The sequence below is a fragment of the Allobosea psychrotolerans genome (assembly GCF_002917105.1).
GTDB classification, from domain to species: Bacteria; Pseudomonadota; Alphaproteobacteria; order Rhizobiales; family Beijerinckiaceae; genus Allobosea; species Allobosea psychrotolerans.
Genome location: NZ_PQFZ01000004.1, coordinates 289,954 through 316,448, shown reverse-complemented (window position 1 = coordinate 316,448; position 26,495 = coordinate 289,954). Strand labels below are relative to the sequence as shown.

At 64.2% G+C, this 26,495-nt stretch carries 17 protein-coding genes; 8 read left to right on the top strand and 9 right to left on the bottom strand.

The annotated features are described in order from the left end of the window. Positions 1-36 precede the first annotated feature (36 nt). A complete protein-coding gene (gene cysN / locus CYD53_RS09555; RefSeq protein ID WP_103717829.1) occupies positions 37-1,938 on the bottom strand; it encodes a sulfate adenylyltransferase subunit CysN in 1,902 nt (633 codons plus the stop codon). Beyond that, complete coding sequence (gene cysD, locus CYD53_RS09550; protein ID WP_245928160.1) at positions 1,938-2,831, bottom strand: sulfate adenylyltransferase subunit CysD; 894 nt, start codon at positions 2,829-2,831, stop codon at positions 1,938-1,940. Before cysD ends, cysN begins: the two co-directional genes overlap by 1 nt. Positions 2,832-3,090: 259 nt before the next feature. Here cysD and CYD53_RS09545 point away from each other — a divergent pair, with 259 nt between their 5' ends. From CYD53_RS09545 to CYD53_RS09535, 3 genes are all read left to right on the top strand, one after another. Beyond that, positions 3,091-4,602, top strand: coding sequence for a cytochrome P450 (locus tag CYD53_RS09545; protein WP_245928159.1), 1,512 nt, complete (start codon positions 3,091-3,093; stop codon positions 4,600-4,602). A 188-nt stretch (positions 4,603-4,790) separates the two neighbouring features. Beyond that, complete coding sequence (locus tag CYD53_RS09540; protein WP_181011777.1) at positions 4,791-5,615, top strand: SDR family oxidoreductase; 825 nt, start codon at positions 4,791-4,793, stop codon at positions 5,613-5,615. A 62-nt stretch (positions 5,616-5,677) separates the two neighbouring features. Next, positions 5,678-6,466: a hypothetical protein gene (locus CYD53_RS09535; RefSeq protein ID WP_103717827.1), complete on the top strand. Its 789-nt coding sequence runs from the start codon at positions 5,678-5,680 to the stop codon at positions 6,464-6,466. A 64-nt stretch (positions 6,467-6,530) separates the two neighbouring features. On the opposite strand, the gene CYD53_RS09530 is transcribed toward CYD53_RS09535, so the two are convergent. The 5 genes from CYD53_RS09530 to CYD53_RS30855 form a co-directional block, all read right to left on the bottom strand. Next, positions 6,531-7,856: a glycosyltransferase family 4 protein gene (locus CYD53_RS09530; protein WP_103717826.1), complete on the bottom strand. Its 1,326-nt coding sequence runs from the start codon at positions 7,854-7,856 to the stop codon at positions 6,531-6,533. A gap of 169 nt (positions 7,857-8,025) precedes the next feature. Beyond that, a complete protein-coding gene (locus tag CYD53_RS09525) occupies positions 8,026-9,357 on the bottom strand; it encodes an aminotransferase class I/II-fold pyridoxal phosphate-dependent enzyme (RefSeq protein WP_245928158.1) in 1,332 nt (443 codons plus the stop codon). A gap of 20 nt (positions 9,358-9,377) precedes the next feature. Continuing rightward, positions 9,378-16,817, bottom strand: coding sequence for a type I polyketide synthase (locus tag CYD53_RS09520; RefSeq protein ID WP_103717824.1), 7,440 nt, complete (start codon positions 16,815-16,817; stop codon positions 9,378-9,380). 134 nt (positions 16,818-16,951) lie between these two features. Then, on the bottom strand, positions 16,952-18,199 hold the full coding sequence (locus tag CYD53_RS09515) for a glycosyltransferase family 4 protein (protein WP_146055866.1): 1,248 nt from the start codon (positions 18,197-18,199) through the stop codon (positions 16,952-16,954). 122 nt (positions 18,200-18,321) lie between these two features. Continuing rightward, on the bottom strand, positions 18,322-18,450 hold the full coding sequence (locus CYD53_RS30855; protein WP_281261255.1) for a hypothetical protein: 129 nt from the start codon (positions 18,448-18,450) through the stop codon (positions 18,322-18,324). Between CYD53_RS30855 and CYD53_RS09510 the strand changes: the two genes are divergently transcribed. Further along, the gene (locus tag CYD53_RS09510; protein WP_103717822.1) at positions 18,417-19,139 is read left to right on the top strand and encodes a CDP-alcohol phosphatidyltransferase family protein; all 723 of its coding nucleotides are present in this window, start codon (positions 18,417-18,419) and stop codon (positions 19,137-19,139) included. The two genes, CYD53_RS30855 and CYD53_RS09510, sit on opposite strands and share 34 nt — an antisense overlap. 103 nt (positions 19,140-19,242) lie before the next feature. Here the strand turns inward: CYD53_RS09510 and CYD53_RS09505 are convergent, their stop codons facing one another. After that, complete coding sequence (locus tag CYD53_RS09505) at positions 19,243-20,994, bottom strand: WcbI family polysaccharide biosynthesis putative acetyltransferase (protein ID WP_146055865.1); 1,752 nt, start codon at positions 20,992-20,994, stop codon at positions 19,243-19,245. Between the two features lie 265 nt (positions 20,995-21,259). Here CYD53_RS09505 and CYD53_RS09500 point away from each other — a divergent pair, with 265 nt between their 5' ends. The 4 genes from CYD53_RS09500 to CYD53_RS09485 all read left to right on the top strand — a co-directional run bounded on the left by CYD53_RS09500 (position 21,260) and on the right by CYD53_RS09485 (position 25,338). Next, positions 21,260-23,020, top strand: coding sequence for a fatty acyl-AMP ligase (locus CYD53_RS09500; protein ID WP_103717820.1), 1,761 nt, complete (start codon positions 21,260-21,262; stop codon positions 23,018-23,020). Positions 23,021-23,083: 63 nt separating this feature from the next. Beyond that, a complete protein-coding gene (locus CYD53_RS09495) occupies positions 23,084-23,332 on the top strand; it encodes an acyl carrier protein (RefSeq protein WP_103717819.1) in 249 nt (82 codons plus the stop codon). 265 nt (positions 23,333-23,597) lie between these two features. Then, positions 23,598-24,491, top strand: a complete 894-nt coding sequence (locus tag CYD53_RS09490) for a metal-dependent hydrolase (protein ID WP_103717818.1) — start codon at positions 23,598-23,600, stop codon at positions 24,489-24,491. A gap of 10 nt (positions 24,492-24,501) precedes the next feature. Continuing rightward, positions 24,502-25,338: a class I SAM-dependent methyltransferase gene (locus CYD53_RS09485; RefSeq protein ID WP_181011773.1), complete on the top strand. Its 837-nt coding sequence runs from the start codon at positions 24,502-24,504 to the stop codon at positions 25,336-25,338. Between the two features lie 91 nt (positions 25,339-25,429). On the opposite strand, the gene CYD53_RS09480 is transcribed toward CYD53_RS09485, so the two are convergent. Continuing rightward, entirely contained in the window at positions 25,430-26,425 is a 996-nt protein-coding gene (locus CYD53_RS09480; RefSeq protein ID WP_210202315.1) for a sterol desaturase family protein, read from the bottom strand. Positions 26,426-26,495: the final 70 nt, after the last annotated feature.

Below are 26,495 nucleotides of genomic sequence, written 5' to 3'. Positions count from 1 at the left end.
GAACGGTGGCCTCGCACCGACCGATGCGACGTTTCGTCAGCCCGGTTTGAGGTAGCGACCCTTCTTCAGGAAATCGATGATCAGCTCCGCCGAGCGCTCGATTGCAACCCTGTCCGTATCGAGGTGGATTTCGGGTTCTTCGGGCGGTTCATAGGGGCTGTCGATCCCGGTGAAGTTCTTGATCTGCCCGGCGCGGGCCCGTTTGTAGAGCCCCTTGGGATCGCGCCCCTCCGCCACCGACAGCGGCGCGTCCACGAATATCTCGATGAATTCGCCGGGTTCCAGGCACTCGCGCGCCATCCGGCGTTCGGCGCGGAAAGGCGAGATGAAGGAGGCGAGCACGATCAATCCGGCATCGACGAAGAGTTTGGCCGTCTCGGCCACCCGGCGAATATTCTCGACGCGGTCGACCTCCGTGAAGCCGAGATCGCGATTGAGCCCGTGGCGGACATTGTCGCCGTCGAGGAGATATGTGTGGCAGCCCAGCGCGAAGAGGCGCTGCTCGACCAGATTGGCGATCGTCGACTTGCCTGAACCCGACAAGCCGGTGAACCATAGAACGACCGGCCGCTGGCTCTTGGCCTGGGCGCGCCGCTGCTTGTCGATATCGACGGGCTGCCAATGGATATTGGTCGCGCGCCGCAGCGCGAAGTCGACCATGCCGGCGCCGACCGAGTGATTGCCGACACGGTCGATCAGGATGAAGCCGCCGGTCGTCCGGTTCTCGGCGTAAGAGTCGAACGCGACCGGCTCGCGGGTCGAGATGTTGACGACGCCGATCTCGTTCAGGCCGAGGTCCTTTGCGGCGAGGTGCTGGAAGCTGTCGGCATCGACCTTGTATTTGATCTCGGTGACGCTGCAGAGGACGGTCTTGGTGCCGATCTTCAGCAGATAGGGACGCCCCGGAATGAGATGGTCGTCATGCATCCAGATGAGATGTGCCGCGAACTGGTCGGCGACATCAGGCCGCTGATCCGCGTCGCTCAGCACATCGCCGCGCGACACGTCGATCTCGTCGTCGAAGGTGATCGTCACGGCCTGGCCGGCCTGGGCCTCTTGAAGATCGCCGTCATAGGTCGAGATCGAGCGGATCGTGGATGTGCGCCCCGACAGGGAGGCGACGACCTCATCACCCACCGCAACGCTGCCGCTCGCGATCGTGCCGCTATAGCCGCGGAAGTCCATATTCGGCCGGTTGACCCATTGAACGGGCAGGCGGAACGGGTGATGGCGCGCCTCGCGTGCGATGTCGACGGCTTCGAGATATCCGAGCAGGCTCGGGCCGGCATACCAATCGAGATTGGCGCCTCGGCCGATCACATTGTCGCCGAGCCTGGCCGAAACCGGGATGGGCTTGACCGTCTCGAAGGAGAGGTCACGGGCGAACGCCTCGTAATCCGCGACGATCTCGTCGAAACGCGACTGGGAATAGCCGACGAGATCGATCTTGTTGACCGCCAGGACGACATGCCGGATCCCGAGCAGGGATGCGATGAAGGAGTGCCGGCGCGTCTGCGTCAGCACGCCCTTTCGGGCATCGACGAGAATAATCGCAAGATCGGCATTGGATGCGCCGGTCGCCATGTTGCGTGTGTATTGCTCATGGCCCGGCGTGTCGGCCACGATGAATTTTCGCTTGGCCGTCGAGAAGAAGCGATAGGCGACATCGATCGTGATGCCCTGCTCGCGCTCCGCCTCCAGCCCGTCTACGAGCAGGGAGAAATCGATCTCCGCCCCCGCGCCGCTGCCTGACTTCGACTCGCGCTCGAGCGTCGCCACTTGATCGTCGAAGAGCAGCTTGGTGTCGTAGAGCAGCCTCCCGATCAGTGTCGACTTGCCGTCATCGACCGAGCCGCATGTCAGAAAACGCAGCAGGTCCTTGAGCTGGGTCGGGTGGGGCAGCGGCGGCGCAGCGACGGGAAAGGCGGGCTCGTACATCAGAAATAGCCCTCGCGCTTCTTCTTCTCCATCGATCCGGCCTGATCGTGGTCGATCAGCCGGCCCGAACGCTCGGAGGTGCGCGCGACCAGCATCTCCTGCACGATCTCTGGAAGCGTGGTGGCGCAGGACGGCATCGCCGCCGTCAACGGATAGCAGCCGAGCGTCCGGAAGCGGATGCTGCGAAGCTGCGGCTGCTCGCCCGGCAGCAGTGGCAGGCGCTCGTCATCGACCATGATGAGCTGGCCGCCGCGCTCGACGACCGGCCGCTCCGCCGCGAAGTAGAGCGGCACGATCGGGATGCTCTCCCGCATGATGTATTGCCAGATGTCGAGCTCGGTCCAGTTCGAGAGCGGGAAGACCCGGATCGATTCGCCCTTGTCGATCCGCGTATTATAGAGGTTCCAGAGTTCCGGCCGCTGGTTCTTGGGCTCCCAGCCGTGATGTTGCGTCCGGAACGAGAAGATCCTTTCCTTCGCGCGGCTCTTTTCCTCGTCGCGCCTGGCGCCGCCGAAGGCCGCGTCGAAGCCGTGCTGGGTCAGCGCCTGCTTCAGGGCATCGGTCTTCATGATGTTGGTGTAGACGGAGGAGCTGTGGCTGAACGGCGTCACGCCGGCATCGCGCCCTTCCCGATTGAGCGCGACCAGGAGCTCCATATCCGCCCGCTTCGCGGCTGCGTCGCGGAAGGCGATCATCTCGCGGAACTTCCAGCCGGTATCGACATGCAGGAGGGGAAAAGGCGGCCTCGAGGGGTGGAAGGCCTTTGCCGCGAGATGCAGCATGACAGACGAATCCTTGCCGATGGAATAGAGCATCACCGGCTTGCGGAACTCGGCCGCGACCTCGCGCATGATGTGAATCGATTCAGCTTCCAGCGCGTCGAGATGGGTCATCGCCTCCCTGCTCCGGAGAGCGCCTGGTCGCTCCTGTCTGCGGGCCGATGCGGGCGGCGAGGTTCTCGGCATGACGGTCAAGCTGGAGGATCCAAGGCGCTGGTGAGGAGGCATAGTTCGCGGTCACGGCCCGAACGGATGGGCTGGTGGCGACGCTCGAAAAACGGTGTCACCGCCATGCCTGTGGACAGGCTGCGCATCGTGTCTTAACGCGGAATCGTTGGCGTTCAAGGATCGCCCCTGCAATTATCGGGCTTACATGCACGATCGTCCCCCCGCCTCCGATTCAGCCAGCGGCCTGGCCGCAGCGGGCCCCCTGTCGAAGCCGGGCGCATTCTGGAACAAGGCCACGTCATGGCTCTATCGGCCGGCGCCGATCGTCGAGCGGCGCAGCCCCGGTGAGTTCGTTCCCTGCCATCCGCAGCCGTTGCGGAAAGATCCCAATTTCGTTCAGATCGTGCTCGGCGCGCGCCATAATCTGATCGGCGGGTGGATGGCTGACCATTATCGCTCCGGAATCGACAGCTTCCGTATCGCGCGCCGGCAGATCGTCGTCGTCAACTCGCCCGAACACATCAAATACGTCCTCGTCACGCGACACGCCAATTTCGAGCGGAAGAGCCCGCAGATGCGGCGGGCGCTCGAAGCCTTGCTGGGGGACGGTCTCTTCATCAGCGACGGCGATGTCTGGAAGAAGCGCCGCCCCCTTGTCGCGGACATCGTCCACAAGCGCCGCCTGCCGGAATTCGGCCAGACGATGGAGGATGCCGCCCTCTCCGTCGCCGATGAATGGGCCCGTCTGCCGGAGGGGACGGAAGTCGAGCTGACCGAAGAGATGGGGCGCCTCACGGCGGCCATCATATCCCGCGCGGTCTTCGGCAAGAGCATCGCCCGCGAGGCGGCGCAACAGGTCGTCGACGGCTTCAGCACTTACCAACGCGCCGCCGATTCATTCAATCTCGGCTATTTCCTCGGCGCTGATGAAGGCTGGCCCGCCCTTGGCGGCAGAAGACGACGCCGGGCGATCGCGATGGTGCACGGCGTGGTCGAGAGCGTCGTCAACGCCCATCTCGCCGGCGAAGGCGATGCGGGCTCGATGGTCGATCTGCTGATCCGCCGCAACCAGCGAAGCACTGCCGCCCCGCTGGACGTCACCGCCCTGCGCAACGAGGCGGCGACGATCTTCATGGCAGGGCATGAGACGACCGCGACGACGCTGACCTGGGCCTGGTACCTCCTGGCGAACGCGCCATGGGTGGCGCAAAAGCTCCATGAGGAAATCGAGGCGGTTTGCGGCAGCCGCCCGCCGACATTGTCGGACCTGCCGCAGCTAGGCTGGTGCCGCGCGGTCATACAGGAGGCCTTGCGCCTCTACCCGCCCGTGCCGCTGCTGCCGAGACAAGCGATCGAGGCCGACAGGATCGGCCATATCGCCGTCGAGAAATCGGCGCTGATCATGATCGCGCCCTGGCTGCTGCACCGCGCGGTCGATCTCTGGGACAAGCCGAACCATTTCCTGCCGGAGCGGTTTCTCGAGGGCGCCAGTATCAACCCCTTCGCCTTCATCCCCTTCGCGGTCGGGCCGCGGATCTGCCCGGGCATGAATTTCGGCCAGGACGAAGCCACGCTCTGCCTGGCCATATTGGCGCAACGCTTCACCGTGACCCCGCGCGAAGGCTACAAGGTCGAGCCGGTCTGCCGGCTGACGCTTCGCCCCAATGGCGGGCTGCCGGCGCGCGTGATGCGGCGTCCGACCGCCCGCCTCATGTGACGATGGGATCTGCCGGCATGCCCTTCATCCTCGGCCCGGACGACGCCCCGCTCGCCGATATCGCGCAGCTCAAGGCCCGGATCGGACCGACCATCCTGAAGCATCTTGATCAGCGGTAATCTCTGGATGATTCCATCGGACCGATCGCATAATCGATGGCTCTTGCCCGCCCGGCCGGAGGAGGTCCGATGCCCGCAACTCCAGGGGTGAAGGTCGCCGTCATCTCCGGCGGGTCGAGCGGAATAGGCCTGGCCTGCGCCCATTGTCTCCTGACGCGAGGCTACCAGGTCGTGCTGCTCGCGCGCGACATGGACAGGCTCCAGGATGCCCGGGCGGGGCTCGGACCGGATTTCGCGGCCTCCGTCGAACTCATCCCCACCGATGTCGACGACCCTGCATCCTGTCAGGCGGCGATCGAGACCGTCACGCATCGGCATGGGCGCATCGACTGGCTCATCACCTCGGCCGGCATCGTCGAGCCGGGGATGTTCCTCGATCTCGATCTCGCCGCCCACCGGGCGCAGATGCAGACCAATTATTTCGGCACGCTCCATCTGGTCCAGGCGGCAGCCCCCGTGATGCGACAGACGGGCGGCAGGATCACGCTGGTGTCGTCGGGGGCAGCCTTCCTCGGCATTGCCGGCTACAGCGCTTACGCGCCAGGCAAATTCGCGGTTCGAGCGCTGGCGGAGATCCTGCGCCTGGAACTCGAACCCGAGGGCATTGTGGTCAGCGTCGCCTTCCCGCCCGATACCGAGACGCCGCAACTCGAACGCGAGAGGCGAAATCGCCCCCCGGTGACACGCCTGGTTTCGGAGAAAGCGGGGGTGATGACGGCCAAACAGGTGGCCGAAGGCATCATCAGCCGCGCGGAGACGGGCGCGTTCGTCTTGACCCTGTCAGGGCCGATCGCATTCCTGGCGCGGTTTCATAGCCTCTACGGGCCGCTCTTTGCCTGGCAGCAGCGACGCCTGCTGAAACGCCTTGGGTTGCAGCGAGCCTCATCCGGATAAACCGCTTCGAGCCGGAGCACAGCAAAGCTCCTATCGCAATGGAATGGTCTATGAGCGCCTGAATGATATATATTTGTTATGGCATCACGAAATCAGCGAGCACCTTCCTCTATCAGCTGACGGAAGAAACCTTTCGTTCCGCCGGTCGAAAAATCGTACGACTTGGACCGCCGCTCAGGACGAGCGACTCCGTCGAAAACTACTTCAATTTCATCAATGTCAATCTTCTGAGCCAAATCCGAGAGCTCGCGAAAGGACGCGATGTCGTCCTGAAAACACATGGGCCGCCACTGGCGGGAATCGCCGAGCTCATCGCCTCCGGGCATATTCTTGCGAGTTCATCGATTCGAGATCCGCGCGAGATCGCATTGTCGATGATCGACCACGGCCACCGCTCGCGACAATGGAAGAGCGCTCGCTTCTCCGAGTTCGTCCATGTCGATGACACGCTGAACGCCCTCGATATCCAGATCGGCATTTTCCAGAGCTGGGCGAACATAGAGGGCGTCAAGATCTTCACATACAACGATATCTGCTACGACAGCGCGTCGGTTGTAACGGGCGTCGCGAGCCATATCGGCGCGGAGGTCGATGCCGACAAGGTTCTGAATAAATTCAAAAGCAAAACAACGATCGGGCAGTTCAGCAAAGGCAAGGCGCTGCGGTACACGGAGATGAGCTCGGAAGACCAGGACATCTTTCTCGAACGATATGCCGATCTCTATAAAGCGTTCGAATTCGAGACCGCGAACGCCCGCCGGGTCGCGGAAGAGCAGAAGGGGCGCGCCCTGCGCCCGTCGGGCGAGCTGATTCAGCACCTGATCAATTTCAGAAGGCGGTTCCGCATCTGACTTGATTGCGATGGCGCGGATCCTCCTCAGATCCGTTGTACGCCAGACGGATCGGGCGGCTGCTCTATCCCAGCACGCGATCATAGACCGCCTTCATCCGCTCGGCGTAGCGCTCGGAGGAAAAGAACTCCGCGCGTTTGCGCCCACGGCTGGACAGCTCGGCGCGCAGATCCGCATCCGCGTCGATCGCCTTGATGGCATCGCGGATGTCCTCGATCTTGTAGGGGTTGACGAACAGCGCAGCATCTCCGGCAACCTCGGGCAGGGAGCTCGTATTCGATGTGATCGTCGGCGTCCCCAGCAGCATCGCTTCCAGAACCGGCAGCCCGAAGCCCTCATATAATGACGGGAACAGCACCGCCCGCGCACCACGGATCAGCGACAGGAGCGACGCCAGGGGAACATAAGGCAAGCGCTGGACGCGACGCTCCGGCTTGATATGCGTGCCATCGAAGCGCCAGCTCAGGAGGCGCTCGTCCTTCAGCGCTTCAAGGTCACGCTCATATTGCCAGCCAAGCCCGCCCACGAGCACGAGGGGCCGGGTCGTCCCTGAAGCCGCGAAGGCCTCGACCATGCGCGAAATGTTCTTCTTCGGCTCGACTGCTCCCAGGAAAAGAAAATAGTCCTTGAAGTCCAGCCCGTAGCGATTGCCGATATCGCGCGCCGCATCGTCATCCGAGATCGATAATGCGGCCGGGTCCAGTGAAACGGACTGCCACGTATTGGTTATACGATCCTCCGGAACATCAAAAAACTCAAGCACATCCCGCCTCGTAAAATCCGATACCGTAACGATATGATCAGCCTTGGCGACGATATGCTTGATCATATTATAAAAATATTTCTTATTATCGAGCGTTGAATAAGGCAATCTCAACGGAACTATGTCATGTATAGTATAGACATTAGCTGAATTCTTTACAAAAGCCGGCGTCGGACGCGTCGCGTGAAACAGATCATGGCGCCCCTCAGGCACGACCGCCATGCGCCGGCCGAAGCGATTGAAATGCAGATAGGACCGCTCCCATAGCCGCACGGCGCCATGCATCGGATGCCGCCTTTCGGCGGCTGCGCCCGAGCTCGGATCGAGGACGATGCGCGGCGCGGGCAATCGCTGCGCCTTCGCCCCGCCGGGGACACCGATCGTCCAGTCGACCGCGCGACCTGCCCATTGCAGCGGATCGATCGCTTTCGGATCGACGACATCGCTCAGGGCGACCTCCGACAGCAGAGGATTCCGACGGTTGACCGCACGGTCGATGCCGATCAGCAGCTCGACATCATGGCCGAGCCCGCTCGCCGTATGGGCCAGATTGCGCGCATAGGTGGCTATCCCCGTGCCCTGCTTCAGGGTCAGGGCGTGGGCTTCGAGAAGGATGCTCTTTGACACCGTTAGCCGCCTCTTTGCGCTAGATCACGTCGCAGTCAGGTGAATTGTCCAGAACTCTTCGTCGCGCGCAGGAAGGCAGCTTCCTGCGTCGGGGAATGCGGCAAGCTTCGAGAGAGGCGCCTGCGCCCTCTGTCGCGCTGCCAGCCAAACGCCTCTGGCTTAGCCTCTCTCAGCGACGCAGGATCTCCTTCAGCGAGACATCAGCGAGAGCGCCGACTTCCTGCACCACGCAATCGACCGCATCGTCGATCTGCTGGTCGCTATGCGTTGCATTGATGAAGAAGCGCAGCCTCGCGGCCTTCTCCGGAACTCCGGGCGGCACGATCGGGAAGGCGTTGATGCCCTTGGCAAGCAGCCGCTCGGCAAGGACCAGGGTCGCAACCGTCTCGCCGATGATGATCGGAATGACGCCAAAGCCCCAGCTCGCGCCGGTGTCGAGCCCGGCCGCCACGGCGCGCGCATGGAAGCGTTGCGACTGGCGCTGCAAACGCTCGACACGCTCCGGCTCGCGCTCCATCAGTTGAAGCGCCACGGTGGACGCGACGGCTGCCGGCGCCGGCATGCCCACGCTGTAGACGAAGCCGGGCGCCTGATGCTTGAGCAGATCGACCACCGCCTCGCAGCCCGCGACATAGCCGCCGCAACTGACCAGCGTCTTCGAAAGCGTACCGAGCCAGAGATCGACCCCGTCCGGCGCCACCTGCTGATGCTCGAAGACGCCGCGTCCACGCGTGCCGAGGACGCCGAGCCCATGAGCGTCGTCGATCATCAGCCAGGCGGAGAAGTCCTGCTTGATGGCGATCAGGCGGCCGAGATCGGGGCCGTCGCCGTCCATTGAAAACAACCCCTCGCTGACGATCAGCACCCGCTCGAAGCGATGGCGGTCCGCCGCGAGCATCGCTTCGAGCGCGTCGAGATCGTTATGGGGGAAAAGCCGTCGCGTGCAGCCCGCGAGCTGCGCGCCGACCACGACGCAGTTGTGGATGAGGGCATCATGGACGAGCAGGTCCTTCGGCCCGAGCAGGGTCGCAATCGTCGAGACCGCCCCGGCATGGCCGGACACGAAAGCGATGCAGTCCTGCGCCTCGTAGTTCCGCGCGATCGCCCGCTCCAACGCGCGATGGACGCTGCGCTCGCCCGCGCTGATCCGGCTGGCGGACACCGAGCTGCCGAACTCGCCCGCCGCTTTCGCGATGGCCTGGGTGATCTCGGGATGCCCGTTGAGGCCCAGATAGTCATAGGAGGCGAAGTTGACGACGGGCTTGCCTTCGATGACGGAGACCGCACCGGCCCTGACATCGTGCTGTCGATAATAGGGGCTTTGCAATCCCGCGAAGGCTGCGAAGCCGCGTTGGAATTTCATCTGCTGATAGAGCGGGTGGTCTTCGAAGGCGACGCTGTATTGCCTCGCAGGCCGGCTCGGACGTGCAGGGGTCGCTGGGGCAGCCTTCGGGGCCTCGCTCATCCGCGCCAGCAGATCCGCCAGGGCATCATCAGACAATGGATTGCCGTCACTAGGGATCATCGTGCGACACCGCGGCTCGACTTGCGAACCATCTGCTCGAGCTGGCCCGCCTCCTCTTGAGATAATTCCATCGTCGAATGCACGCTCGCAAGTCTGACGATCGTCGACTGCATGCTCTCGCCCGTGGGTTCTTCAACCTCGTCCTGGGCCTGATTGAGCTGCCCCACGATGGCGGCGGCCATGTCGCCGAGGTTGCGGTCGCCGGCCCCGACCACCGCAATCTGCACGCCGATCGCCGTCTCGAGCGCCATATGGAGTTCCAGCGCCATCAGCGAATCGAGGCCGAGCTCGGCCAGGGGGCGCGCGAGGTCGATCTTGCTTTCCGCCATGCGCAGGATCTCCGCCACCTCGCGCCGCAGGATACCGGTGACGATCTCGATCGCCTCTTCCCGGCTCTTGCCATGAAGGTCGGAAGCCAGTTCCTCGGTCTGGCCTCGCCTGGCCTCGCTGTCGAGAAAACCCAGATCGATGAAAGCCGCGCTCCTCAACAAGGCCAGCTTCTCGGCTCCGCCCCCCTGGGCGATGCCGGCCAGGAATTGAACCGGCTCGATGCTGTTGCCGAGGCTCAGCAGCCGCCCCAGATGCGCAAGCGCCTCGAAGGAGCGCATCGGGACGACTCCGGTCGTCCGGCGCAGGCGCTGTCCGAGCTGCTTGTCGCGCGCGATGATCCCGACATCCGAAATCGCGCCCCAGCCTATCGCCAAAGCCGGCTTTCCAAGCTCGCGGCGGCGGCGCATGAAGCCTTCGAGGAAACCGTTGGCTGCGACATAGGCGGCCTGCCCCGGGCTGCCTACCAGCGTCGTCGCCGAGGAATAGGCCACGAAGACATCGAGCGGCTGATCGCGGGTCGCCTCGTCGAGATTGACGATGCCGTCCACCTTCGTTCGCAGGACGGCCTGGAGGCGCTCGGGCGAGAGATTGGCGATCAGCCCGTCATCGAGATGCACGGCGGCGTGAACGACGCCGCGAAGCGGGCCGTGAGCCTCGGTCAGCCGGGTGACGGCCTCTCGCACCGCTGCGGCGTCACCGACGTCCAGCGCTTCGACGACGACCTGTACGCCGCTCGCTCGCATCTCGGCCAGAAGCTGAACCAGCGCCTCTTCGACCACCCCGCGCCGGGACAGCAATGCGATATGCGAGGCCCCCTTCCGTGCCAGCCATTGCGCCGTCGCAAAGCCGAGACCTGCTGTCCCGCCGACAACGGCATAGAGGCCCGGGCGCACCTTATAGGACAACGAGGCGATATCGACGCGCGCCGCCGATGGCGGCCTGATGACGATCTTGCCGACATGCTCGGAGGCCTGCATGCTCCGGAACGCCGCGCCGACCTCGTAGGATTCAAAGCTCCGATAGGTGAGCGGCCGCAAGGCGCCGCTTCGGAACGCCTCGGAGAGCTTCGACATCATCTCGCGAACAAGGCCTGGATCGGCGGCGAGCAGCTCATCGAGATCAACGCCGCTATAGGCGATGTTGCGCAGGAAGGGCCGCAGCGCGAGCTGCGTATTGTCCAGGAAGTCGCGCTTGCCAAGTTCGAGAAAGCGGCCGAACGGCTTCAGCAGCTTGAAGCTGGCCAGCATGGCGGAGCCGGCCAAGGAATTGAGTACGACATCGACGCTCCCGACATGCTCCCGGATGGCGCCTGCGAACCGCTCCTGCCGCGAATCGAAAACCTCATCCGCACCGGCGGCCTTGGCGATGGCGCGCCGCGCTTCGTTGCTCGCCGTTCCAAGAACCCGCGCCTGATGCAGCTTGGCAATCTGGATGGCCGCAAGACCGACGCCGCCGGCCGCGCCATGCACCAGCACATCCTCTCCCGGACGGATATGACCCCGCTCCACGAGGGCGTACCAGGCGGTCGCGAAGACGACGGGGATCGTCGCCGCCGCCTCCAGATCGAGCGTGTCGGGAACCGGGAAGAAATGCCAGTCCGGGCAAACGATGTGGGAAGCGAAGGCGCCTGCTGCAAAGCCCATCACCGCATCGCCCGGGCGGTGTTGCGTCACCCCAGGCCCAACCCGCAGGACCCGCCCAGAGCATTCGAAGCCGAGTGCGGCGCGCGTCAGTCCGGCGCCGAGCAGATCGTCGTCCAGAACGCCGAGGCCGACCATCACGTCGCGATAGTTCAGGCCCGCCGCGACGACCTCGACCTCGATCTCGCCATCCGCCGGCGCGCGGCGCGGCTGTCTGTGCCACTCGAAGCCGTCCAGCCCCACGCCGTCGGCGAAGTGCAGCACCGCGCGCTCGTCCTGGCCAAGGGGCGTGTCGCTGACCAGGCCGCGCCTGATGCGATTGACCTCGATACCGGTCGCCGTGATCCGCAATTCGCGCTCGGTATCATCGAAGGACAGGATCTCGCTGACGCGCGCAGCCGCTGAGGCGCTTTCGACATCGACCAGCCGCAGATCGATCTCCGGAAACTCATTGATCGCGACGCGCATGAACGCCCAGACGCCGGCATCCTCGCCGGCATGGTCCATGGTGCCGACGCGTGCAGCCTCGGTCAGGACGATCATTCGGCAGGGGCGCTCGACATCGCCCAGAAGCTTCAACAGCGCGGCCAGGGCCTCGATGCGGGCGGCAAGCCTGCCGCAAGGCGCCGCATCGGGCGCCTCCGGCGCGACCACGATCGTCGCGGGCTCGCCCGCCGGCAGCGCGGCGAGCCAGGAGCCCAGCGCGTCGAGCTGGTCCCGGTCAAAGACTTCGGCCGTCACCAGCCCGAATCGAGCACGCAGGTCACCGCCGGCCGGCTCGGCCACGATCGCGACGTGGTCCGGCTTCGCCTCGGGGGCCTGGCGGCGGCCCGCCCGAGCGCTGGCCAGATTGAGGCTCCCCTCGCCGACCTGCTGCGTGACGATGTCGGTGGCGCGGGCCGCCTCGAGACGCTGCTGGAGCGTATCTGGAGCAGCGCGACTGGACCCCTCCCGATCCTGCCAGACGGCAGGGGTCGAGGCACCGAGCAGGAATGCCAGGTGCACATCGTCGCTGGGCTCCGCGAGCAGGATCGGCGCAGCTTCGCTCAGAAGGCCGAGTGCACCGCTCACTGCCGCATCATTCGTCGCGTGGTACGGCGAGAGCGGCATGCTGAAGCTGATCAGGGCGTCGAACCCCGCGAAGACTCTCTTCTCGCTACCGTCGAGAACGAGAATATCGAAGAGACTGCCAACTCCGGGCCAGTGTCGTTGCTCTTCGGCCCTTGCCGCGTTCGCGACGGCGAGCGTCACGGAAATCCTGCCCTGCTGCACCAACCCGACCAAGGCTTCGATGAGACCACCATTCCAGTCACCGGCCACGAGAACCCGCAGCTTTCGCGGAGCCGACGCCGTCCACGCCGCGAGCGCGCCTGCAACAGCGCGGCGCAACGGGACCGAGATGGTGCACAGGCTCCACTGATCGTAGGCGAAGCTTGAAGAGCGCAGCCCTGGCTTGCCTGTCCGCAGAAACGCCCCGGCTTCGCTCAGCGCCTGCGCCGCAAGCCGTATCTCCCGGTTCGCACGGGGGAAGCGCTGCAGCAGCGTGCCGAGGATCACCTCCGGGGACGGCATGGCGAAGACCTGCGACAGGCGGGCTCCGTCGACCGTGCTTTCCAGGCCGCCGGCCATCGCCAGAATGTCGCGCGCCATTCCAAGGAGAGGCTGAGCCGCTGGCGCCACGGTGCGATCGGCCGCGATAGCCTCAAAGCTGTTGTCGCCGCCGGCCGGGAGCAACTCCTGGCAGTGCGTCCACGCCAAGGATATGGAGAAGGCCTTGAGCAGCAATCCGATCTGCCGGATGTCTTCCGGCCGGCTCGTGCCCTCGTCTTCCTCAAGGATCCCGGTCGCTGGCAGCGAAAGCGCGCCGAGCGCGATGCTTTCGTCCCGAAAGGTCCGTTCCGCCATGAACGGCTTGACCAGATGCACCGACCGGAAGACCGCCTCCTCGATGGAGGCGACGAGGGTGCCTTCCGTGTCGAGCAGAGCTACCGAGAGAGTCTTGAAGCGCTCCGTTTCCCTCAGCAGCTTCGTCACCGAATGGGTTATGGCCGTCCCCGGCTTCCAGACGCGGATCTGCCGGAAACGGATCGGCAGATAGGCCTTGCGTTCGCCGTCCCGCTGAGGTCGCGCCAGGAACAGGCCGTGGAAGCTCCCATCCAGCGAAATCGGATGCAGAACATGCAGGTCGTCATAGGCGCCGACACCGCCCGCTGGAACGATCATACGGCTCTCGCCGACGGTCTCATCCCTATGCGTGGAGGTGACGATGCGGAACCGCGGTCCGTAACCCAAGCCGGCACGCTCGGCCGCCGCGTAGATTTCCGCCGCTTCGCTATGGATGGGTTCCACGACTTTCGGAATCTCAGGCTGCAGCGTCCCGGCGAGGCCCGGCACGCGCCGGAGCGTTCCGCGGGCGTGCAGGAGCCAATCATTGCCTGCGAAGCGCCGCCTGCTCCAGATCTCGACGGTTTCGGTATGCTCGAAATAGCGGGTCGAAACCTCGCGGGTCTCGTCATCGCCAAAGGTCATCGCCCTGGTGATGTCGAACTCGCCGAGCTCGAGCGGGACCGATCCCATCATGTCGGTGCCGGCAGCCAACGCCATCTCGATCAGCGCGGCGGCAGGCAGGACGACCCCGCCATCGACCCTGTGATCGTCGAGGTAAGGCAGCAGAACCGGATCGAGCAGGTTGCGCCATTCGAGAGAGCCATCCGACACGCGAGCGCCGAGGAGCGGATGCAGCGGCTCGCTCGCGATCAGGCGGCCATGGGCGCTCAGGGCCTCCGAAGTCGCCTCGAAGCGATATTCCCCCATCTGGAAAGGATAGGGCAGCAAGGGTTCGATGCCGCGAGGCGCATCGCCGAAGACGGCCGCCATGTCATGCTTCAGCCCATGGGCCGCGATCCGTGCCGCGATGCCCCGGATCGGGTCCCGCGCGGCCGGATCGCTCGCCGACAATGTCTGCAGCAGCGGGTTCTGCACGTCCCGCGCCCGCAAGATATCCGAGATCGGCCCGAGCAGGATGGCGCGCGGCGCCAGCTCGATGACCGCAGCCTCGGGGTAAGCGGCCAAAGCCGCTTCCACCGCGTCGACGAAACGAACGGGACGGCGGATATTGTCCCACCAATAGCGCGCATCGAGCTCGTCATGAGCCAGGGACCGACCGGTCACGGTCGAGTAGAGCGGCGTATTCGCTGCGGAGGCGGCGAAGCCCGACAGATCCTCGACGATTTTCGCTTCCACGCCGTCGAGCGCTCTGGAATGGAAGGGGTAGTCGACATTCAGCAGCACGCTCGCCACCCGGCGCTGCCGCGCCAATTGGGCGATGGCGGCAATCTGGTCGGCCGGGCCCGAGACGGTCACCGAGGCCGCGCTGTTATAGGCGGCGAAGTCGACGGCCGATGCCCCTGCCCCGTCGATCAGATCCTGAACCGACGCCGGATCGGCCGCCAGCACCAGCATGCGCCCCATGCCGCGCACGAATTCCTGGTGCTCGCTCCTGATCTGCAGGATGCGGAGCGCATCGACCCTGGAGATGAAGCCGCAGCACTCGGCAGCGGCGATCTCCCCGACGCTGTGCCCGATCGCGGCCAGAGGCTCGACGCCATACTGCTTGAGAACGGCCGACAGGGCCGACTGGACGGCGAAAATCAATGGCTGAGCGACAGAGGTCTGCTCGAGTTGCTCCACTGAGACGCCGTCGCGGAGACGCTCCGCGAGCGACCAGCCCGCAAGGGGCTGGTAGAGACGGTCGATCTCGTCGATCTCCCGCCGGAAGGCCGCGTTGCTCTGATAGGCGAGCCTGCCCATCTGCGGGTATTGTCCGCCATTGCCGCTGAAGACGAAGATTGCCCGGCGCGGCGCGCCGTGGACGATCGCGCTCAAGGCTCGACTTTGCTGCAGTGTCCCCGCGCCGAAGGCGCGTAGGGCGTCGGCCGCGTCGTGCGTCGCGTCGCCCAAAGGCGACAGCGGGATTGCCAGCCGGTGCGGCATGAGTTCGTGCTGATAAGCGAGAGCAGTCGCGACCTGCGGCGCCTCGAGCCCCGAAGCAAGCCCCCCCGCAATCTGATGCGCACGAAGCTGCAAGCCCTCCGCTGTGCTTGCCGAGACGAGCAGCACTTCAGCCTCGCGTTTCGGCAGCGGTCGCGCCGCGATGACCTTCGCGACAGAGGCCGAACGAAGGATCGCATGACCGTTGGTGCCGCCGAAGCCGTAATTGCAGACGCCTGCGAAGATGCTGCCGTCGCGGGCTGACACCGGCAGCGCGCCGGTGATCGGCGTGAGGTTCAGCCCCTCGAAATCGATTGCACCATGCCGGCTGCGGGCAAACAGGGACCGTGGCACCACGCCGTGCTCGAGCGCCATGCAGGCCTTCAAAAGCGCCGCCAGCCCCGAGGCCGCTTCCAGGTGGCCGATATTGGACTTGACCGAGCCGATCGGCAGGGGAGCAGACCGCCGTTTCCCCAGCCCCTGGCCTATCGCGGCAGCTTCGATGGGGTCTCCGATCTTCGTTCCGGTGCCGTGCGCCTCGACGAAAGCGAGGTTTTCGGGGTCTACCTGTGCGGCCGCATAGACATCCTCGATGAGCTGCTGCTGCGATTGCTGCGAAGGCAGCGAAATGCCGTTCGTGCGGCCATCGGAGTTCGTCGCGGCCGCGACGACGACGCTGCGCACACGCCGGCCTGGCACGGATGCGTCGGACAATCGCTGAAGAACCAGAACAACCGCGCCTTCCGAGCGAACATAGCCGTCAGCCTCGTCGGAAAACGGCCGGCAGAGCCCGGTCGGCGACAGCATGCGCGCCTGCGAAAAGCCGATGAACGGCACCGGCGAAAGCAGCATATTCACGCCGCCGACGATCGCCATGTCGACATCGCCGGCGCGCAGCGCGGCCATCGCCTGCGCGAGCGCGACGAAGGAGGAGGAGCACGCCGTGTCGACGGTGAAGCTCGGCCCCTTCAGATCGAAGACATAAGATACCCTGTTTGCGAGGATCGACAGGGCATTGCCAGTCATGAAGTGGCTGCCGATCACCGCCGGATCGAACGCCCCCACGCTTTGATAATCGGCGGCCGATGCACCGACGAACACGCCCACATTCTGACCAGCCAGGGACGAGGGCGGCAAACCTGCATCCTCAAACGCCCGCCATGTCGCGCAGAGCAGCAGGCGCTGCTGCGGATCCATCTGCTGCGCCTCTCGCGGCGAAATACCAAAAGGAATGGGGTCGAACGCAAAGGCGTCGTCGATATAGCCACCAGCAAACGTATAGGAGAAACCGGAGGTCGGCTTGCCAGGTCTCAGGAAGCGCTCGACGTTCCACCGCCCATGGGGACGCGGTGAAATCACATTACGCTCTGCCAGTAATAGCTTCCAGAATTCTTCGAGAGATTTCGCGCCCGGAAGTATACAGGAGGCGCCGATAATGGCGACCTCTTCGGCAGGCGACTGGATTGAACGAGGCATGAAGTTTCCGAGCTGTCCTGACGTCTCTCTCAACCGCAACCGATCGGTCGCTCCCGTCCCGACATTGACCAGCCGTCAAACTGACCGATAAGCAAATCACCGGCCAATGACAATCCGCGAAAAAGGGGCTTCTCTCAACCGACGGTTTTCTTCACGGACGGCAATGCCCGCTGGGGTCGATCGTCCCTCTCAATCGTTTGAATGAATGACGAGAGCGACGCGAAATACTCGCCCCACGTGTAAGGAGAAAACTCCCGGGAGAGGCGTATCGGCGCCGCATCGTCATCCAGGAAGCGCAGAATCGCCTTTTCCCAGCCAGGGCCGTCGATCGGATCGACGAAAACCGTCGCGGGATGGGCGACTTCGCGATGCGCAGGGATGTCGGACGCCACCACGGGCGTACCGAGCGAGGCGGCCTCGACAACCGGCAAGCCGAAGCCTTCGATGAAGGACGGCATGAGCAAGGCGAGGGCACCGCTGATCAGCCGCTTCAGCGCCGGTGTCGAGAGGCCGCTGACGATGTGAATATGCGCGCTGACCGCGCCCGAACGCTGCATCCCGTCGCGAATCTGCTGCCCCTGCCAGCCCGAGGCCCCTGCGACGACCAGGTGAGGCGTCGATGGTCCGAGCTTGCGATGGAGACGCTTCCAGACCTCGAGCAGCATTGCATGGTTCTTGCGCGGCTCGATGGCTCCGCACACCACGAAGTAAGCAATACCGGCAAGCGCGGGCTCCGGGTCGGGCGACTCGCGGAACAGCGTCGGCACGGGCAATGGCAGCGCCAGCGTCGGCAGCGCATGCGCTCCCCGGCGGCCCAGTTCCGCCTGGACGGCGGCCTGCGCGGTGCGGGTCGTGACGATCACGCCCGCAGCGCGTCGCGCCGTTTGGTCGACCATGGCGGAGTGCCCCTTCGCTGCGGTCGCCGACACGTATTCCGGCGTTTCCAGGGGAATCACGTCATGCAGCATGAAGATCGGCCGAATGTCGGGACGGCGGTCCAGCCAGCGCAGCAGGAGCGGAAACGCGAGCCCTATCTGCCCGACATTGACATAAACCGTACCAGGCTTGAGCGCGTCGACCACGCTGTCGCCCCATTCAAACCCTGTCGCCCGCAGCAACGACGTCATCCTTTGCGCGAGAGCAAGGGAACTGCCCGGAGGCCGCCGCAAGGGAACCGCCTGGCCTTGCAGGCGCAGCTTCAGATGCCTCCAGGCTTCGTCCTCGTCATGCCGCTTGTTTTCGGACCAAAGCTCCTCCAGCCGAGTCAATCCGCGCAGAACGCGCTCTCGTGGAAACGCCCGGACACCCCAGGCCGTCGGAAGCAAGGCGCAGCACTCTTCACGCGAATCCTGGAAGAAATGGCGGGCATAAGCGAGTTCCACCCGGTCGATCCCGCGAGGGGTCAGCGACAACGGTCCGAGGAACAATCGTGTCGCATCATATGCGATCGGCACAGTGCGGTCCTAGTTTACGGTGGGCTGAACAGGGTTGAGGGCGATATGGATCATGTCTCAGGAATACGGGCATGAGCTGCAGCATATTCGTCGTGGTTCGTGCGCACCACGACACCCTTGAAACGGTCGCCATGCTCGGGGATAGGTGGCTTCGATATTTCCGCCAGCACAGCAGCCATCCTTGATTCGGATCCATAACAGCCTTGTAGCCAGTGTCGAGCGGCAGGCGCTGACCTGGCTGGTCAGGCGCATTCCTGCGCGTGTCACGCCCGACAGCCTGACCGCCTTTGGTGTCTTTGGGGCCTTCGTGAGCTTCGTCGGCTACGCGCTGACGGCCTGGTCTCCCGCCTTTCTTTGGCTGGCCTCGCTTGGCCTGCTGTTTCACTGGTTCGGCGATTCGCTCGACGGCAGCCTTGCGCGCTTCAGGAAGATCGAGCGGCCGAGATACGGATATTTTCTCGATCAGACGATCGACGTGATCGGCAACCTGCTGATCTGCGTGGGGATGGGGCTGACCGCCTATGTTCGCATGGATGCGGCGCTGCTCGCGATGGCGGGCTATCACGCCTTGTCGATCTACTCGCTCGTGCGCGCCTGCGTTTCCGGAGAATTCCACGTTTCGCTCGCCGGGACGGGGCCGACCGAGACGCGGCTGCTCATCGTCATGATGAACACGATGATCTTCTTTTTTGGCGCCCCGCTATTCATGGTCGGTGGGATTGCGATGACGTGGTGCGACATCACCGTGATCCTGATGACCGCCGGCTATTTCATCACATTTGTCTATTTCCTGGTAAGCTACGCTCGCAGGCTTGCTCGGGAGGAAGGCGTCGACTCCGAGACCGCGTCGAAAGGCATGCACAGCTAAGAGCGATGTCCGATCCACCTGGATCGTTCAATTGCTGAAAGCCTTTGTTTTAGCGCGTTGCCTTCACGCGAACCTCTATCCGCTTCGCTCGGAAACGCCCCAGCTAGCCATAATAGGAAATATACTTCCGGACATAGTCCTCCCAGGTGACCCGCTCGCCGCGGACAAGGTATGTCTTCCGGGCATCGGCCCATTTGACTCCAAGGGCGGCTGCGACCTTCGGGTGGACAGGAACCTGTAGTCGGCGCAGCGAATCGAGCGAGCCCGGCAGCCAGAAATGCAGGGAGAGGCCGAGCTCTCGGGTCACGTATTTCGCCAACATCTTCATGATCGCGCCATTCGGATGGGCCGTGGTGTAGAACACCTGCCTGCTCCTGAAATTCTCGAGAATATAGGCCCCGATGCCGGCGGCGAATTTGCGGTCCATCTCCTCCAGGCGGCGCTCTTCAAACATGTGCAGGCGCTTGAAATCGATGACCCGTTCGATCTGCAGCGACTCATAGGCCTTGAAGCGGCGTTCATGGTCGGGAATTTCCCTTCGCAGGCGCGCCAGCAACCCGTCGAAATAGGTGAACTCGAAATTCGGGAGATCGCGATTGCGCGCCAGCTTGTCGTCCGGCCCGTTGAAGGCGTCGAAGGGCCAGAGCGAGGCAAAGCGAACGCATGGGTAACGCAAGGTCGGCAACTGTTCCGGCACATGGTCGCGCAGCGGATACTGCTCCCATTCCCGGATATCCTGGACAAGCAGCATGTCGCACTCTTCAAGGTCGCGCTTGCCCTGCTCGTGCAGATTGGCCGGCAACTCCATGTAGTGGTGCTTCACCGAGAACTGGCGCGAGAACCCGGAATGGCTGCGCAGCGCCTCCGCCAGCAGGTTACCCTGGCAATTGCCGAAGATGACGATCCGCTTCCGCGTCGGATGACGCACGGGCCGCGGCTCACCTCGCTCCGACAGGGAGGGCATCGTGACCTGCGGCGACAGCCTGCGCATGTCGATCGATCTCAGCAGGAGCGAGGCATTGCGGAAATGCCGTAGCCGGAAATCGATCGTGCGCGGGACCCCGACATCCATGCTCAGATCCATCGGCACGCCGAACGCGAACGAGACATGACCTTTCGCGAGATCGCCCGCGTTGAACCTGCCGAGGCCAAGAGGGATGCCGTCGCGGGTGCTGACGGCGATTTCGAGAGCCGGGTCCGCCTGGCGCCGGGCCCCCTTGAGGTCGCAGGTCAGATCGACGCGATAAGTCCCCACCGGAAGCCGCAATATCCCCGAGCTGCGGCCGAGCTTCAGCCGGCTGATCGAGAGCGGAGACAGGCTCACACCGCCGGGACGCGGCAAGGTGCGCAGCCGCCCCAGCAGCCGCCAGGCCTCGATCGCCGCAGGCAGGGTGTCTGAGGGATCGCCCGGCGCCTCGCTGTGCAGCGTGACGTCGAGCATCGTCAACCAGGCGTTTCCGAAATGGGTGAAGCGGAACTCGAAGGGTGCATCCGCCCCGCCCTCGATGCTCAGCTCCAGCGGTACGTCGAACGTCACGCTCTGCTCGCCACTGCGCAGATCCGCCGCGGTAAAATCGCGCCACGCACGCAAGATCCGGTTTTGCGCGACGACCTCGAGGCCGAGCACGGGGTGATCGCCTTGCAACGGCATCCGCACCCCGCAGCGGAAGGAGATACGATACCGCCCCTGCGAAAGCCGCAGGAACGGACCATAGAGAAAAGCCTGCGCCGGAATCAGCAGGAGGACCGAAACGGCGCCATTGGCCCAGCGCCGCGCCGGCTCGCGCACTTCCATCGACGCAAGCAGCGGCCGCGCATCGGCAGGCCGACAGTGCTGATCCGACTCCTGCGTCATTCCGGCTGCCGCCGTCGCGCCCATCGCCTGTTCCGCCAGATTTGATCCTGCAACCGCATGTCGTCTAACATCACTTGCAAGCGTATGCAGCGGGCGACCAGAAGCTTGTCGATGTTGACCACAGATCCGGACGCGCTTCACTCGACCAGCCACCGTTTACATGCCAATCGCGTGCCGAGGGCCTTACCGGACGGCTCCACGGCGGCCGATCGCCAAACCCCGCCCCCTCGGCAGCCGGCGATGTTTGCTTTCAAGACAGGGTGAGATGCGCGGATTTTCGTCCCTTGCGGAGGTGCTGCAGCACCAGGCCGTCCAGCGACCCGATATAGCTGCGGTAACGGTCTATTCCGACCGACCGGGTGAACGGCCATCGCTGACCTTTGCCACGCTCCATGCGCAGGCCGCGTGCCTGGCGGAGCAGCTGGCCGCGCAGACCGCGCCCGGAGACCGGGCCTTGCTGATCTTTCCGTCCTGCCTGGAATTCGTCGTCGCCTATTTCGCCTGCCTGATGGCCGGGGTGGTGGCGGTGCCGATGATGCCGCCGCGCCGCAATGCAAATCACGATGCGAGTGCGGCCATCATGGCCGATTGCACGCCGCGCCTGGCGCTCAGCCTGGCTGCGGACCCCGACCCGCGTGGCACATTGCGGGAGCGCCTGGCCGAGCGAGGCATACGCCACGTCCCGGTCTCACTGGCGTCGGAACCGACCGTTGCCCCAGGACCGCTGCGCGGCACCACGGAGCTCGCCTTCCTGCAATACACCTCCGGCTCCACCTCGACGCCCAAGGGCGTCATGGTCAGCCACAGGAACCTGCTCGACAATCTCGAGATGATGCGCAAACGCCTCGGCAATCATACGGATTCGGCGCATGTCAGCTGGATCCCGCTCTATCATGACCTCGGCCTCATCATGAACCTGCTGCAGCCGATCTATCTCGGCGCGCCTTGCGTCCTGATGACCCCTTCGGGCTTCATGCATCGGCCGCTGAACTGGCTGCGGGCCATCCATGAACACGGTGCCGAAGTCGCCGCCGCCCCGAACTTCGCCTATGATCTGTGCGTCGATCGCTTCCGCCAGGAGCAGATGGAGGGCGTCGATCTCAGCGGCTGGAAGATTGCCTTGAACGGCGCCGAGCCGGTGCGCGCGGCGACGCTCGCGCGCTTCGCCGCTACCTTCGAGCCCTATGGTTTCGACGCTCGCGCCATGCGCCCCGCCTATGGCCTCGCCGAAGCCACCCTCTTGGTCAGCGCTGCGGACCGCGGAGCCGAAGCGCGCATTCGCGAAATCAGCGCCAGCGGTTTGAAGGCCGCTCGTGTCGCCCCGCCCGAACATCCAGGCGATATCTCCCGGATCGCGAGTTGCGGTTCCGCCATGGCCGGCTTGTCTTTGGCCATCGTCGATCCCGAAACGAGGCGCCGGCTGCCGCCGGGCCAGATCGGCGAGATCTGGCTTCAGGCTGGTTCGGTCGCCTGCGGCTATTGGGGGCGGCCAGCCGAAAGCGAAGCGAGCTTCCGGGCCCGCATCGAGACGGATTCGGAGCCTCCGGCCGAGCAGGAAGACAACTGGCTACGCACCGGGGATCTCGGCCATCTCGACGCCGATGGCGAACTCTATGTCGCCGGGCGCCTGAAGGATGTGATGATCGTCAGAGGGGTCAATCACTATCCGCAGGACATCGAGGCGACCGTCGCTACAAGCCATCCAGCCCTGCGGCGGGACCATGCCGCGGCCTTCGCCATAACCGATGATGTCGGCAACGAGCAGATCATCGTCGTCCAGGAAGTCGAACGGACGCAGCGGCACTCGCTCGCGGAAGCCGAGGTGGCGTCTGCCGTACAGGCGGCCGTGGTGAACAATCACGACATCGCCTTGCACAAGATCATGCTGATCCGGCCGGGAACCTTGCCAAAGACGACCAGCGGCAAGATCCAGCGCAGCCTCACAAGGCAGCGCTGGCTGGATGGGGAGCTGGAACCTTGGAGCAGCGCCGACCAGCTAGCCGATCAGCCAGCGGATTCGCATTGACCTCGAGCGCCGATCGCCGCAGTCGCGGTTACGAACCCGACCTCACTCGCTGACAGGATCTTCATGCCATCGGATTCCGAAATCGAGCAACTCTGCACATCATGTCTGGCTGGGATGCTCGACATCGACGAGAGCGCGATTCTGCCCTCGACGACATTCGCCAGCCTGGGCCTGGATTCAGCTGCGGCTGTCCATTTCGTCCTGGAAATGGAGCAGAGGATGGGGATCGAACTCTATCCGGGCGTCACCCATGACTACCCGACCATCGCGGAATTCGCCGCCTATCTCGGCCAGCGTCTCGGGCCCTCGTAACGTTGGTTCCTAGATGCATTGCGCGAAAAAGTGGGTACCGGTTTTTCGCAAGAGCAATGCTCTAAGTTTCTGGAAACGATCACGTCGCATTCGGACGAAACCGTCCGAATGCGACGTGATCTATGCTGCGCTTGCCGTGCTTTCCGCCGACGCTATGCTGGCGCGGTCTCCCGACGAGCGACGGACTGAAGTTCCGCAGTCGACTGGCCCGCGAGGCTAGAGGCTGTTAGGGACGACGCGTTTTTCGAGTGGATGGACAGGTGTCATGGCGGAGGCGGGCGTGCACGGGTCGGCGCATATGGGCAATCCGGATGACATCATCCCGCGCGACATCCGTTTCGGCATTCTCGAGAACGCGCAGCGGCACTGGCTGGACGGCGACATCATCAAGACGGTGCTGATCGACGGCCTGTCGATCTTCTTGCCGGAGGGGGAGCGCTTCTTCATCCGCTCGCTGAAGCATTACGGGCCGAAGATCGCCGACCGGGAGCTTGCCGCAGAAATCAACGGCTATGCCATCCAGGAGGCCTTCCACACCCGCGAGCACGAGGAATACAACCGGGCCATGACCGCGCTCGGCTACGACGTGGAGTCAATGGAGAAGCCGATTCGCCTTGGCTTCGAGGTGGTCAAGAATCCGCTGCATCGGCTGGCGATCACCTGCGCGATCGAACACATGACGGCCACGCTGTCGAGCCTGACGCTCCGCCATCCGGAATTGCTGGACAATGCGGCGCCGGCCTATCGGCGGCTGTGGATGTGGCATGCGCTGGAGGAGCTGGAACACAAGGCGGTGGCGCTCGATGTGCTCAAAGCCGCCACGCCCGACATGTCGCGCTGGCAGCGCTATCTGGTGCGCGTCCTGGGGATGAACGCCACTCTGTTTCCCTTCCTCGTTCTCTTCCTGAGGAACGTCCCGATCTATGCGAAGGCGGATGGCGTGAAGACCGGGCTTCGCTTCTGGCTGCGCTTCATCTGGGTGACGCTGGTCGCGCCCGGCTACTGGCGGCGCTGCATGCCGAATGTGCTGCGCTACTACCTGCCGGGCTTCGATCCGCGCAACAGCGACGATGCCGAACTCATGCGCAAGGGCCGGGAGTGGCTCGCCAACGACATGCCGCCGGGGCGCGCGGCTGCGCCTGCAAATCCGGCCGTCTGAGAGGCCGGTCATGGCGAGCCGCATGTTCTCCGGCATGCTGGAGGCAATGGACAGGGGCGCCTTCCCCAGGGCGCGCAAATGGCTGTGGCGGCGCCTGTATGACATGCTCGCCCGCTCATGGCGGGACCACGACTGGCGCTTCATGAATTACGGCTTCCTGCCCGCTGAGGCGATGTTCCCGCTGAAACCGGGAGACGAAGCCGACCGCCCCTTCATCGGACTTTATCACCAGGCCGTCTCAGGACTGCCGGTCACTGGCTCGCATGTCCTCGAGGTCGGCTCCGGTCGTGGCGGAGGGGCTCGCTATATCGCACTTTATCACGCGCCCGCCTCAGTGACCGGCCTCGACTATTCGCCGGCGACGGTGCGCCTTGCACAACGGCTTAACCGGGACACGCCGGCGCTCACCTTCCAGACGGGCGATGCCGAGCGGCTGCCCTTCGCCGACGGTTCGATGGACATCGTCGTCAACATCGAATCCTCGCATTGCTACGGCAACGTCGCCGCCTTCGCGCAGGAGGTCGGGAGGGTGCTATCCCCGGGCGGCTGGTTCACCTTCGCCGACATGCGCGGCAAGGCATCGCTTCCGGAGCTCGACCGCCAGCTCGCGGCATCGGGATTGACCTTGAGGGAAGACCGAGACCTTTCGGCCGGCGTCGTTGCCGCCCTCGACGCGGCCGATCTGCGCAAGCGCGAGCGCATTGCGAAAGCGCGCCTGATGCGAGGCTTCATCGCGGAATTCGCCGGAGCGAAGGGCTCGATTCTCTACAACGAGCTGACTGGGGGCGGAGTTGTCTATGTCGCGCGCCGCTATCAGAAGACCACTTCGTCTTTGCCGGCACATTAAAAACCCGCAGCAAGGCCAAACCGGAGTTCCATCGCCGCTGGCGATCCATTTCGGCTATTCCGCCATTTGGACGATTGCGAGCCTGCCGCACTCAGTGTCGTTCTGACCCCATCTGAGGCTGCGAGGGCGCGGCCGCATCCGCCGCCTCGAAGGTCTTGAGCGTTTCATCGTAGCGGGGATGCAGGGTGCCCATCCAGCGGTCCCAAAACGAAAACGTATGCCCGAAATTGAACCGGAACGTTCCATGATGCTGGTCGTGGAACACGGTGCTTGCGAGCGGCCAGGGCGCGCGTCCGGCAGGCGAAGCAAAGTGCTCGTAGCCCGCATGGCCCAGCATGCCGCTGACTTGATCATAGAGCTTTTGCAGGACCAGCATCTGCCAGGGGATCGGCAGGACGAAGACGACGAGTGCGTAATAGGCCTGGTTCAGCAGAGCTTCGACGAAGCTTTCGTGATGATTGCTCCAGACGGTCGGCGCCACGCTCTTATGGTGCAGGGCGTGGAAGCGATAGAACGGCTTGCGGTGCAGGAGACGATGAACCCAGTAGAACCAGGCATCGTACAGCACGACCGAAGCGAGCAGCATCAGCGGACCCGACCACCAGGAGAGCTCGAGCGGGGCGATCGTCCAGCCTTGCTGCTGGGCGAAGAGGCCGGACACGAAACAGGTCGTCAGCGTCAATATCGACACCGGCGCCTGCCTGAGTTCCTGCCATTTGCGCGTGTTCACGCGATCCTTCTGAATGCGCCGCTCGGGATGGCGCGCGTTCATGATCTCGAAAAACAGGCCGGTCAGCAGCATCACCAGCACGATGGCGCCGACGACGATGGCAAAGAGCGAGAGAAACTCGATGAGAAGCGTCACGGTTTGAATGTGCCTCTGGCAATCTGCTCTTCTGCAATCAAGACTAGCCATCCGCAGGAGCGGTCGCCACCCCTCGAACCAGGGAATGTGCTGAACGCGTAAGCAAAAAACGCGGGATTGCTCCGTTCTGGAGACGAACTCGCCTGATCGACACGACCACCGCTCACTGTCCGAAAAACCATAAATGACCTCAAGGGTCCTGACGCGGGCAGGCCCGACCATGTCCTTGACAACGACATCTCCGAAGCCGATGCAACGCGCCGATCACCTGCTGGAGCGCTGAGTGCCCGCG

Coding starts and splice junctions, on each gene's coding strand:
- cysN (WP_103717829.1), bottom strand. CDS start 1,938: ATGTACGAGCCCGCCTTTCCCGTCGCTGCGCCGCCGCTGCCCCACCCG.
- CYD53_RS09505 (WP_146055865.1), bottom strand. CDS start 20,994: ATGACGCAGGAGTCGGATCAGCACTGTCGGCCTGCCGATGCGCGGCCG.
- CYD53_RS09500 (WP_103717820.1), top strand. CDS start 21,260: ATGCGCGGATTTTCGTCCCTTGCGGAGGTGCTGCAGCACCAGGCCGTC.
- CYD53_RS09490 (WP_103717818.1), top strand. CDS start 23,598: ATGGCGGAGGCGGGCGTGCACGGGTCGGCGCATATGGGCAATCCGGAT.
- CYD53_RS09535 (WP_103717827.1), top strand. CDS start 5,678: ATGATATATATTTGTTATGGCATCACGAAATCAGCGAGCACCTTCCTC.
- CYD53_RS30855 (WP_281261255.1), bottom strand. CDS start 18,450: ATGGCTGCTGTGCTGGCGGAAATATCGAAGCCACCTATCCCCGAGCAT.
- cysD (WP_245928160.1), bottom strand. CDS start 2,831: ATGACCCATCTCGACGCGCTGGAAGCTGAATCGATTCACATCATGCGC.
- CYD53_RS09485 (WP_181011773.1), top strand. CDS start 24,502: ATGGCGAGCCGCATGTTCTCCGGCATGCTGGAGGCAATGGACAGGGGC.
- CYD53_RS09540 (WP_181011777.1), top strand. CDS start 4,791: ATGCCCGCAACTCCAGGGGTGAAGGTCGCCGTCATCTCCGGCGGGTCG.
- CYD53_RS09480 (WP_210202315.1), bottom strand. CDS start 26,425: ATGGTCGGGCCTGCCCGCGTCAGGACCCTTGAGGTCATTTATGGTTTT.
- CYD53_RS09495 (WP_103717819.1), top strand. CDS start 23,084: ATGCCATCGGATTCCGAAATCGAGCAACTCTGCACATCATGTCTGGCT.
- CYD53_RS09545 (WP_245928159.1), top strand. CDS start 3,091: ATGCACGATCGTCCCCCCGCCTCCGATTCAGCCAGCGGCCTGGCCGCA.
- CYD53_RS09520 (WP_103717824.1), bottom strand. CDS start 16,817: ATGCCTCGTTCAATCCAGTCGCCTGCCGAAGAGGTCGCCATTATCGGC.